Annotated in this window: 11 protein-coding genes and 1 pseudogene; 7 read left to right on the top strand and 5 right to left on the bottom strand. The window is 48.3% G+C overall.

What is annotated here, in order from left to right:
• Nucleotides 1-114: 114 nt before the first annotated feature.
• The 5 genes and pseudogenes from NC980_RS20050 to NC980_RS20030 all read left to right on the top strand — a co-directional run.
• A pseudogene (locus NC980_RS20050) lies at nucleotides 115-1,584 on the top strand (N-6 DNA methylase); the annotation flags it as partial.
• Nucleotides 1,581-2,270: a restriction endonuclease subunit S gene (locus NC980_RS20045; protein ID WP_190375897.1), complete on the top strand. Its 690-nt coding sequence runs from the start codon at nucleotides 1,581-1,583 to the stop codon at nucleotides 2,268-2,270. The pseudogene NC980_RS20050 and the gene NC980_RS20045, both read left to right, overlap by 4 nt.
• A 7-nt stretch (nucleotides 2,271-2,277) precedes the next feature.
• Complete coding sequence (locus NC980_RS20040) at nucleotides 2,278-2,709, top strand: hypothetical protein (protein WP_190375896.1); 432 nt, start codon at nucleotides 2,278-2,280, stop codon at nucleotides 2,707-2,709.
• A 167-nt stretch (nucleotides 2,710-2,876) separates the two neighbouring features.
• On the top strand, nucleotides 2,877-3,095 hold the full coding sequence (locus NC980_RS20035) for a DNA-binding protein (RefSeq protein WP_190375895.1): 219 nt from the start codon (nucleotides 2,877-2,879) through the stop codon (nucleotides 3,093-3,095).
• Between the two features lie 3 nt (nucleotides 3,096-3,098).
• Nucleotides 3,099-4,220, top strand: a complete 1,122-nt coding sequence (locus NC980_RS20030; protein ID WP_190375894.1) for a site-specific integrase — start codon at nucleotides 3,099-3,101, stop codon at nucleotides 4,218-4,220.
• A 399-nt stretch (nucleotides 4,221-4,619) separates the two neighbouring features.
• Here NC980_RS20030 and NC980_RS20025 read toward each other — a convergent pair whose 3' ends face one another.
• Nucleotides 4,620-6,482 (bottom strand): tetratricopeptide repeat protein, encoded by a 1,863-nt coding sequence (locus tag NC980_RS20025; RefSeq protein WP_190375893.1) that lies wholly within the window; start codon nucleotides 6,480-6,482, stop codon nucleotides 4,620-4,622.
• Nucleotides 6,483-6,647: 165 nt separating this feature from the next.
• On the opposite strand from NC980_RS20025, the gene NC980_RS20020 reads away from it, so the two are divergent.
• Nucleotides 6,648-7,163: a hypothetical protein gene (locus tag NC980_RS20020; protein WP_190375892.1), complete on the top strand. Its 516-nt coding sequence runs from the start codon at nucleotides 6,648-6,650 to the stop codon at nucleotides 7,161-7,163.
• A 56-nt stretch (nucleotides 7,164-7,219) separates the two neighbouring features.
• Nucleotides 7,220-8,422 carry a glutathione S-transferase family protein gene (locus NC980_RS20015; protein WP_190375891.1) on the top strand — a complete coding sequence of 401 codons (1,203 nt, stop codon included), beginning with the start codon at nucleotides 7,220-7,222 and terminating at the stop codon, nucleotides 8,420-8,422.
• A 70-nt stretch (nucleotides 8,423-8,492) separates the two neighbouring features.
• On the opposite strand, the gene NC980_RS20010 is transcribed toward NC980_RS20015, so the two are convergent.
• From NC980_RS20010 to NC980_RS19995, 4 genes are read right to left on the bottom strand one after another with little or no spacing between them, the layout of a single operon-like run.
• Complete coding sequence (locus NC980_RS20010) at nucleotides 8,493-8,762, bottom strand: hypothetical protein (protein WP_190375890.1); 270 nt, start codon at nucleotides 8,760-8,762, stop codon at nucleotides 8,493-8,495.
• Nucleotides 8,763-8,800: 38 nt separating this feature from the next.
• Nucleotides 8,801-9,214 (bottom strand): DUF2752 domain-containing protein, encoded by a 414-nt coding sequence (locus NC980_RS20005; RefSeq protein ID WP_190375889.1) that lies wholly within the window; start codon nucleotides 9,212-9,214, stop codon nucleotides 8,801-8,803.
• Between the two features lie 3 nt (nucleotides 9,215-9,217).
• Nucleotides 9,218-9,934 carry a DUF429 domain-containing protein gene (locus NC980_RS20000; protein ID WP_190375888.1) on the bottom strand — a complete coding sequence of 239 codons (717 nt, stop codon included), beginning with the start codon at nucleotides 9,932-9,934 and terminating at the stop codon, nucleotides 9,218-9,220.
• A gap of 20 nt (nucleotides 9,935-9,954) precedes the next feature.
• Complete coding sequence (locus NC980_RS19995) at nucleotides 9,955-10,332, bottom strand: hypothetical protein (RefSeq protein WP_190375887.1); 378 nt, start codon at nucleotides 10,330-10,332, stop codon at nucleotides 9,955-9,957.
• Nucleotides 10,333-10,424 lie beyond the last annotated feature (92 nt).

The following is a 10,424-nucleotide window of genomic DNA, read 5'->3' as shown; positions in this document are numbered from 1 at the left end:
GCTATTCTAAGTCCATCAAGATGCTAAAAGCATCAATTCGTCTGCTGATCTATTACCTGAAGCATGGACAAGTGCCTGCGTTGAGGTAAATCATTCATCCTCTGTGCAACGCCCATCTCTGATGCTTTTGATCAGTTGCACAAGAAATTAGTGGCTGGAGAGGGAGAATACGCTGGGGCTGACCCGGAAGATCCAGACGAGTACAAAGCGGAGAATGTGTTTTTTGTGCCTGCTGAGGCGCGGTGGCCCGTGTTACAGGCACAGGCGAAGCAGCCGACGATCGGGCAAAAAGTCGATGAAGCGATGGAAGCGATCGAGCAGAACAACCTGAAACTGCTCAAAGGAATTTTGCCGAAAGTTTACGGGCAGCAGAAGCTCGATTCGACGGTGTTGGGTGGGCTGATCGATATGATCGGCAGCGTCAATCTGGCGAAGGTTGAGGTGGAGTCGGATGGGCAGTTAAGTATCGGGACAGAGCCACCTGTTGCACCTTCTCGACAGGCGGATTTGCTGGGGCAGGTCTATAAGTATTTCTTGGGTCAGTTTGCGCTTGCAGAAGGGAAGAAGGGGGGACAGTTCTACACGCCTGAGAGTGTGGTGCGGGTGTTGGTGGAGATGCTGGAACCGTATCACGGGCGGGTGTTTGATCCGTGCTGTGGGTCAGGGGGAATGTTTGTTCAGAGTGAGAAGTTTGTCAAGGCGCATCAGGGGCGGCTGGATGATATTTCGATTTATGGGCAGGAGAGCAATGAGACGACTTACAAGCTGTGTCGGATGAATTTGGCGATTCGGGGGATTGATGGCTCGAATATTCGCTGGAATTCAGAGGGGTCATTTCTCAAGGATGCTCATCCGGATTTGAAAGCGGATTTTGTGATTGCGAATCCACCGTTTAACGATAGTGACTGGGGCGGGGATTTGCTTCGTCAGGATGGGCGGTGGCAGTATGGTGTGCCGCCTGTGGGGAATGCGAATTTTGCCTGGGTGCAGCATTTTCTCTATCACTTAGCGCCGACGGGAGCCGCAGGGTTTGTGTTGTCGAATGGATCGCTGTCTTCTAACACTGGAGGCGAGGGAGAGATTCGCAAACAGCTAGTGGAAGCGGATTTGGTGGACTGTATTGTGATGTTGCCGACGCAGTTGTTTTACAACACTGGGATTCCGGCTTGTTTGTGGTTTTTGAGTCGATATAAGAACGGGAACAAGAATCGGAATCGCAAAGGTGAGGTGTTGTTTATTGATGCGTCTGAGTTGGGTTATATGCTCAATCGGCGCAATCGATCGTTTAATGACGCAGATATTCAGGCGATCGCGGGAACGTATCACGAATGGAAGCGGGACGGCGGGAACTATCAGGACATTAAGGGATTTTGTAAGTCAGCAACGCTGGTAGACATTGAGAAGCACAACTTTGTGTTAACGCCAGGGCGATATGTGGGGATTCCATCTGAAGCAGAGGCAACAGTTTCGTTTGAGGAAACAATGGCAGCGTTGACGGCAGAATTAGCAGCACAAATGAAAGAAGCAGCTGAGTTGGATAAGGAGATTAAGACTCAGTTAGCTAAGGTAGGGTTTGAGTTATGAGTGATTGGAAAGAAGTTACTTTAGGAAATTTGATTGATGTTAAACACGGCTGGGCTTTCAAAGGAGAATTCTTCAATGAAACGGTTAAGCCAAAAAATGTTGTAGTTGCAATTGGAAATTTTGATTATTCGGAAGGATTCAGATTTGACTCAACCAGAATCAAGGAATATTTAGACTCTTACCCCAAAGAGTATGAACTTGCTCCAGGAGACATTCTCCTTGCAATGACTTGTCAAACGCCAGGAGAAGAGATTTTAGGAATTTCAGGCAGGATTCCCAAAGATGGCAAAACATATTTGCACAACCAACGACTTGGGAAGGTCGAAATCAAAGATGCAGAAAATGTTAATCCTTCGTTTATATACTGGCTGTGCCTTTGGCAAACCTTTAACCGACATCTCGTTGCTACAGCGACAGGAACCAAAATTCTACATACGGCACCAGAAAGAATCAAAAGCTTTGTCTTTCAATGCCCACCGATCAATGAACAGAAGCAAATAGGGAGAACTCTAGATGCTCTCGATCGCAAGATCGAAAACCTCCGCCAACAGAACGAAACCCTAGAGTTTGCGCGCTCGTCCAACGCACTACAACGCTGGCAACTTCAAGCGTCTGCAAAATATCAAACTGTTTCGAGTTTTGAATCTTGGAAAGTTGGTATCCGTCTCCAGTGCCAAGGGAGTTGAGGCAGAGGTGAACGCTTTTCGGGCTGCAAGTGATGCGATCGCGAAGCTGTATCGGCAGTTTCAAGCTAATTCCAAACTGGCTCGACTGTTCCCGTTAATTGACTCCCAGAAAGCATTCTTCGCCCATATCAAGGCTTGTATGTCGTATCTGGGCTACGAGAAAGGTGGCAAGTCGATCCGAGTTTCAACGGATGAATTCAACCCAAATGGCAGGGACCGCCACGGAAATCAGCGACTCAGCAAATCAAAGTCAATCTACTTCGTGTTCTGGTTTTTGATGGAGTGCAGCGGCTCTGCTTATTTCCGCGAGAATCTAGAACTGATTTTGCAATCGATCCGCGATCGCTTAGCTGCTGAACGTGAAGAACGCGCCAAACAACGTGAAAGGAAGGAGCGATACGAATCGCCGCCACCGGGATGGGAGGCATGCGCGGCATGAGCGAAACCTCCCGAAATTAATACAGAGGCAATCTCACACAGATGAGGTGCGCTGGTGATGCCACAGGTTAACCGATCGCATCGCAAAATGTCCCGGATCAGCGAAATTGCTGCAACTGGCTGAGAAATCATTAACCCTTTACGCAGAATATAAGGCGAATCGCAAGTATGAGCGGTAAGACTTGGTATTTCACGAACGAAGCAGCGATCGCGCTTGATCAGACTGCCCCAAAACTGAGAGAGTTGTATCGATCGGGAATGTTCAAGGTGGGATACCACGTCAGAGATGTATCGCCACCAAACTCGAAGCGTCCCACACTTCAATTTCATGTTGAACGCTGCTCAAAGCAGCTAGAAACCCCGCCAGAGAAGCGAAAACAGTATTAAGCCATGACTACAAGAGAAGAGGTAAATGCCCGCCTTAAAGCGGCAAAAATCGGCATATCTGTCGAGCAGAATGGCGATCGCTTGCATTTGCGTGGCATCTTTCCACCCAAACCAGGCGAAACCAAGCGCAAACAACGGGAAATTACGCTGAATGTCTATGCCAATCCATCAGGATTCAAACGAGCGGAGGCAGAGGCGCGAAAAATTCGATCACAGCTTGATTTGAATCAGTTTAATTGGCTCGATTGGGATGAAAAGCTGAGAATTGCAGCCGAAATAAAGACTACACGCACTATAGAGCAATGGATCGAGCTATTTGAAGAGAATTACTTCAACCGTCGATCGCGTAACCCCAAATCTGAAACGACTTGGAAATCAAACTATCTGCAACCGTTTACCAGATTGCCCTCTGAGAAACCGTTGATGGCTGAACTGTTGCGACAGGTAATCCTTCTTGAAACTGAACCAGACACGCGCAATCGGCAAAAGTACTGTATTGCTTATGAGGCGCTTGCTAAATTTGCCGGGATAACAGATCTTAATGCAGCCGCAATCAGAGGCGATTACAGCCCCAAACGTTTAACCCCGCGAGATTTGCCAACTGATAAAGAGGTTAGCGAGTGGCGCGATCTCATTAACGCTAAAAACGAGTCGTGGGGTTGGGCATTTGGAATCATGGCAACCTACGGACTACGGAATCACGAGTTATTCCATATCGATTTAGAACGGCTGAGAGAGTCGCCAGTGCTGAGCTTGATTGATGACGACTACGGCGGTGGGAAAACAGGCTCTAGGCGCGTCTGGGCAGTCTATCCAGAATGGTGGGACAAATGGCAATTGTGGGATGTGAAGCTACCATCAGTGACGGGAAAAGACAACTCAGCATTGGGGAATCGCGTCACAAAGGCTTTTGCTCGATACGGCTTTAAAAAACCATACAACCTGCGTCATCAATGGGCAGTTAGGGCGATTGAATTTGGAATCCCCGTCGAACTGGCAGCCCAACAGATGGGGCACTCCTATCAAGTTCACTGCAACATCTATCATTACTGGATCTCGGATGATGTCCACCAGAGAGCATTCGATCTAGCAATGCAAAGACCAGATCGACCATTGCCACCGTGAAAATTCCCCCTAAATTCCCCCTAGATTTTGCCAATATTTCAGAACAATTCAGAGTAATTTAGTACATTGGCTCAACTGAGAAAGTCTGATTTTACAAGGATTCTAGCCTGTATCGCATTGGTACAGGCTTTTTACTACTGCTGTCTCATAAGCCCAAGGTCGCAAGTTCAAATCTCGCCTGAGCCATAAAGAAAACAAACTCCATAAGCGTTTGGATGAGATACTCGAAAGAATCTTGCCCAAACGCTCCTGCCTAATTCAGCTTGTTTTTTACCAACGTCACCAACTTCGCCTTGTCTGGAATCTCGTACTGTCGCTGAATGCTTCCAAGCGGAGCCAGAAACTCCTCTCAATATTACTGCGAGGGTTGGTCACAAGAATTTTGAGCCATTGGCTTCACTAAGATTGACGATATCGATCAAGCAATTCCGTCAAATAGTCAAAGCCATCAATTCCAATCTCAGTCATTAAGCGCGATCGTTGCTCCTGCAAAAGCTGGTCAAACCGCTCTCCGAGTTGTCCCCGCAGGATTGTTAACAAGCCGGCTGCACTTCTCCAATCATTCGTTCCCATCTGCTCAAGCTTGTACATCGCGATCGCCGAGGCAAAAACGACTCTTTCATAGTCCTGACGCTGATAAAACGCTTCGCCAAAGTTCGACAAACAGAGCGCATGTAGATAGCGATCGCCCGCATCTACAGCGGCGTAGCTGGCTTGTTCTAGATACTTCAGAGCTTGATCAGTGTCATTCAAGGTGACATAAGCACTGCCTAAGCTGAGGGCGCAGAGTGCCTTGCTCTGAAAGTCCCCTAACTTTTCCGAGAGCGCTAATCCTTGCTCCAGGTAGCCGATCGCGAGTTCATAAGCATCCGGATCAGACTCTAATAGCTGAGCTTGAAACACTTCCGCATAGCCTAAGTTCGCCAGTGCGTTTGCTTCACCCATGCGATCGCCCGCTTGTCGACTAAGAATTAAAGCTCTTTGACTGTTACTAATCGCTTCTGCATACTGTTTTTGATGCAGACTGACGCGACTTAGATGGTTGAACGTCGCAATCTCACATCTGCGATCGCCTGCTTCTTGGGCAATCTCTTGGGCTGCAAGGTAAATCTCTTTTGCTAAATCCAAGGCTCCAGAAATACGCTGCGATGACCCGAGCAATGCAAGGATTCTTGCTTTCTCCTGAGTGCCTTCGACCCGCTTTAAAGGTTCGCTCAAATAGTTCATCGCTTCACGGAACGATTCACCCGTGAACGACGTGTAAACGGTTCCATACAAAGGAAAGTAGGGGCGCTGAGCAAAGATTCTCAAAATTTGGAGCGACACCCGAAATGAGGCTTCTGAAAAGCGCGATCGATTGATCGAATTAAGCAACGACGATCGCGCAAAGCCATACGATAACTCCATCCAAATCAAGGCAAAGGTCAAAAAGATCGACACGCACAGCGAGGTGCCGATCTTAGAACTATAGCTTTGATTTTCTGACCAACTGACCAAACCACGCTGCAACGCTTGCACCACGATCGCAAACTCAATCCAATCCGCTAACGTGATCTCGGGTTGAGATTCGACCCATAGACTTGCTGCTTGATTTTGATTTAATGCCGTAAAAAATGATTTGGGAATATTGCCAATCGCTTGTTTTGACCACAACTCCCAAGGCTTTGCCCCTCGCGAGGACTCACCAAATCCTAATTGTTCGGGATTATAAATCCAACTGATGAGATGAGGTTGTAAGGTATTCCAAGACTGAAAACCGCGCAGAATTCCATCACTCAGTTGTGCAAGTTCTTGTTGAGTTTCAACATCAGAAATTGGCTGTTGCTTCAGCGTTACTGCTAATTGTTTGAGTTGATCAGCATTCAAACTATTTGGATGATTGGGATCACTCAAGGTCAGAAAAATGAGTAATCGCTCGGTTTTGTCTGCTTGATTCAGTTGTCGAACTGCGGTCGCGATCGCGCTCCTGTTTTGATTTTCAGACTGCCAGCGCTTCCATTCACCGTCAAGCATCGAGAGTGCCCGCATCGCCCGCATTGCTTTGGCTTGCTTGAGTTCATCGCTGCGATCGTTCGCCTGAGTTTGAGTCTGCACAAATCGATCGCGAAACTTCGCCTCAAAGATCTCACCGCTATCTGGTTCAATTTCCTGCACCAGCATTTGATAAACCTGTTCTTTTGATCGAATGTTGCCTTTCAGCGTCATTTGAACGATTTGTTCAATCAAATTTGTATAGCGATCGCCCAGTGCAGAATCAGACATAGAACATCCCGTGATGAAGGCTTTCTTCATTCTAAAAGTTCTGGCAAAAGTCTTTCATCTCCGACTTAAAAATCAGCGTATTGCGATTGTGAAGTGGGTAAATTTGGATATGATGAACAAATAATTTCGGTGCTTCGCTGTTTCTGGTTAATGAGGAGTTGATCGATGAGAAATTTGATGGGATTAATCAATCAAAAGCTGAGCTTAGTTGGAGTCGTAGGAGTTTGCGCGATCGCCGTTGCAAATCAGGCTCCGGCTTCAGCCCAAGCCGCTTACGGCAGCTATGTGGGTATTGGTCCTGGAATCGGGTTGACGAGCGGTGATAACGATGGAAGCAGTGTATCGGCTGTAGTGGCTGGACGTTATAAGTTCCTCAGAGCACCGATCTCGCTGCGAGCACAAGCGTTTATTGGCAATGGAGTCGCGATCGTTCCAACCGTTTCTTACGATATTCCGCTCAATTGGCAGACTGATGTTTACATCGGTGCGGGTGCTTCGATTCCGCTCGGTGGTGATACGGCGGTGGGAAATCGCACCAGCTTTGCGATTCAGCCGGGCATTGACTACGCGCTTCCCAATAGTAATTTAGTCGTGTTTGGCAATGCGGTGATTGCGTTTGATGGCTACCGGGGCGGTGGAGCGGCTGCAACCCTGCAAGGTGGAGTCGGATTGCGCTTCTAAGTTGACGCAATGACGTGACACCCGTAACGATAGAGTGAGTTGCGATCGGATTATTTATGACCGCTCCCCTAAGCTGGACAGAACTCGAAGCCCTCACCGACTTTCAACCCGACCCGATCGACGGTTTAACGAATGCTCAATCCCGATTACGTCTGTTTGGACAGGCTGAATCGGAGGTGCGCGTGACGCTTTATCGTGACTATCATGCCTGGTGTCCCTACTGCCAGAAAATTTGGCTATGGCTAGAAGAAAAGCAAATCCCGTACCGCATCGAAAAAGTGACGATGTTCTGCTACGGCGAGAAAGAAAGCTGGTACAAGCGGAAAGTGCCATCGGGAATGCTGCCTGCGATCGAGCTTGACGGGCGCATCATCACCGAAAGCGATGATATTCTAATGGCGCTGGAACAAAAGTTTGGTGTTCTGACCTTTGGGATGGAAGATCCGAGAGTGAAGCCGTTGCGCTGGTTAGAGCGACTTTTATTTCGAGCATGGTGCAATTGGTTATGCTATCCATCGATGTCAGCGCGCGAGGAACAGCGCAAGCGTGAAAAGTTTATCGAGGTGATGGCACAAGTCGAAGTAGCCCTCGCTCAAACGCCAGGAGCTTACTTTTTAGAAGAATTCAGTACGGTGGATGTGATTTTCACGCCGTATGTCGAACGCATGAATGCAAGCCTTTATTACTACAAGGGCTACTCGATGCGCGAGGAAAATCCGCGATTTAAAGCGTGGTTTGATGCGATGGAAACTCTATCGACCTATCGCGGCACTCAGAGCGATTTTCACACGCACGTCCATGATTTGCCGCCGCAGATGGGGGGATGCTGGGAAAATGGCGAACCGCAGATGCGGATCAATAAAGCGCGAGTGGATCAAGGGTCTTGGTTTGAGTTACCGGATGTGGCTTATCCAGAACCGGAGAACTCTCGTCAAGAGGCGTTGTATCGCGTAATCAAGCATCGATCGAACATTATTCGCGTCAATCCTGCGCCGGATGAATTAATGGATGAAGCACTGCGTTCTGCCTTAACTCGAATGATGACGGGTCGCGTGTGTGTCCCGCCATCGGGTGCAGATGTGGCGCTGCGGTATTTGCGCGATCGCATTAGTGTGCCGCGGGATATGTCGATTTATGCTGCGAAGCGACTGAGAACGGCGTTAGAGGAAACCGCAGCCCTAGTTGGCAGCGGTCAAGGTCTACCGATTCCGGTGAAGCATCGACGTGACCAAGATCCGGCGAACTTTGCCAAACGATAAGCGCCTAAGCAAATGGGGCTCAGACAAATGGGAGAGTATGACCCGCTCCTCGGGGGAAGGTAATCGCGCTTTAGTCAACAGATGACCCCGTAATGCTAACTACCACAATTTGCAGCAGGATATTCGCGACGAACGCCGCAGACCAGAGAGTCATAATGTTTTTAAGGTTATGACGATCGGCGTTCTGCCATCCCCAAATGAAGGTGTAGATACCGCAGAAAATTCCAAAAATTCCCCAACCGACTCCTTTATCGGGAAAGAGCTTCAGTAGAACGAGAATAAAGCAAACTAGGCTGACAATTGATGCTGCTAAATTAATTAATGTGAGCAGAACTTGCATTCACAAACCCTCAAAAAATCTGTAGCCATAAAAGCACATTACAGAACTAATTGATAAAACTCCTTTGTAAAAAAGAACAATCGAATCAGCCAATATATCAAGGCACTACTGAGAAGCACAATCGTAATTCCAGTGCGCCGCTCAATGCGATCGACAATGCTTACAAACTTGATGTAGGTTGATTTTGGCAGCACGATCGCGGCTAAAACTAATCCCCCTATACCGACCACGATCGGTGCAAAGGCATGAATTCTCAAGGCATGATCAAAGTGACCGTGTAAGAGTTCTAAGGTGGCGCGTGAGAGTCCACAGCCCGGACAGGGAATACCCAGCCCATACCGGATCGGGCATTGCCAGCCTGGTAAACCGAGTAGAATCAGTCCGAAATGAACGGTTGCCGTAGCCGCAAGAATCACACAGAGTTGGCGCGATCGTACCAGTGAAGACAGCATGGTTTAAGTCAATGGCGATGGAACCACAATATACCCGGATGCACGATCGCCCAACACCATATTTTTTTCGGTTCCCCAGTACCACCAGTAAGCAGCAACATACGCACAAATCAAACTATCGAACTGATCTTCGACTTCTTTGAGTTCAGTTCCTTTGTTTGGAATGCTGGGCAGTGTTTCTAATTTTAATCGCGGTTCAATCTGAGGTAATCGCTCTAGGATGAATTGACGTAATTTTTCGAGTTCCGGCTTGCGTTGTGCGATCGTGCCTTTTTTGTATTTCAGGATTTGATTCAGTTGAAATAAATTCACCATTGCAGGATGCGGAAACACTTCGATTTGATAGCGCCCCGGATGCTGTGGCTCGATCGTCGGCGCGTGTTCAAATCCCCGCGCTTCTAAGCTCAGCCCGACGCCAACAGTACGATCGGCAAACGGCAGCCCTAAGTTTGCTGGATAACAGCCTGCGTGGTAGCGCCCGAAGTGTTTGTGAGCTAAACGATCGGGAAGTCGCATTCCAGTTTGATTCGGAATAAGGGTCGGTGCATCAACGGCAACGATCGCACAATCTGGAGCCTGCTGATCCACCCAGGCAAGAATGTTGTCGATCGAACTCTCTCGCCGCAGGTCTCGCAGCGTTAAGGTTCGATCGACCAGATCTAAACAGCACACGCCGCTAGGATTTGAACTCCAGCCTAAATCAATTCCGAGACATCTCACAGTCACAATGTGAAGCGAAGCTACCGATTCTCTTCGGTTCTGAGGCGCTCTACTTCTGCCCGGAGTGCGGCTAACTGTGCGGTGAGTTCTTGCAGTTCAAGCTGGACTTCCGGCGAAGCGGTGGGAACTGGGGTTGCAGTGGTTGTCACCGTGGTTCCAGAATTCATCTCACCCCGCCGTTGAGCCATCAAAGTATCCACATAGCTGCGGGCTTCTTGCTCGGTCATTTCGCCCTTGTCTGCCCATTCGCGGGTGAGTTGGTCGAGTTCGGCTTTAATTTTAGTTAAATTAGCTTCGCGCTTTTGCGGATCTTGAAGAATTTCGACGAGCGATGCAGTCGCTCCAAGTGTGACACGAAAGCTTTTTTGTAAGATGCGAACGACAGTATCAGAATTCATACATCCAGCCCAGCAACTCAATACTTCGATTTTACTGCACGAAGTTTTAGCGACTGCTTTTCTTCAACTTTCAGTCGCCAAGCTTAATTAAA

It is taken from the genome of Leptolyngbya sp. AS-A5, from assembly GCF_039962495.1.
In the GTDB taxonomy this organism is placed as follows: domain Bacteria; phylum Cyanobacteriota; class Cyanobacteriia; order Leptolyngbyales; family Leptolyngbyaceae; genus Leptolyngbya.
This window is presented reverse-complemented; position numbering and strand designations above follow the sequence as displayed.

Coding starts and splice junctions, on each gene's coding strand:
- NC980_RS20020 (WP_190375892.1), top strand. CDS start 6,648: ATGAGAAATTTGATGGGATTAATCAATCAAAAGCTGAGCTTAGTTGGA.
- NC980_RS20015 (WP_190375891.1), top strand. CDS start 7,220: ATGACCGCTCCCCTAAGCTGGACAGAACTCGAAGCCCTCACCGACTTT.
- NC980_RS19995 (WP_190375887.1), bottom strand. CDS start 10,332: ATGAATTCTGATACTGTCGTTCGCATCTTACAAAAAAGCTTTCGTGTC.
- NC980_RS20045 (WP_190375897.1), top strand. CDS start 1,581: ATGAGTGATTGGAAAGAAGTTACTTTAGGAAATTTGATTGATGTTAAA.
- NC980_RS20030 (WP_190375894.1), top strand. CDS start 3,099: ATGACTACAAGAGAAGAGGTAAATGCCCGCCTTAAAGCGGCAAAAATC.
- NC980_RS20035 (WP_190375895.1), top strand. CDS start 2,877: ATGAGCGGTAAGACTTGGTATTTCACGAACGAAGCAGCGATCGCGCTT.
- NC980_RS20010 (WP_190375890.1), bottom strand. CDS start 8,762: ATGCAAGTTCTGCTCACATTAATTAATTTAGCAGCATCAATTGTCAGC.
- NC980_RS20025 (WP_190375893.1), bottom strand. CDS start 6,482: ATGTCTGATTCTGCACTGGGCGATCGCTATACAAATTTGATTGAACAA.
- NC980_RS20005 (WP_190375889.1), bottom strand. CDS start 9,214: ATGCTGTCTTCACTGGTACGATCGCGCCAACTCTGTGTGATTCTTGCG.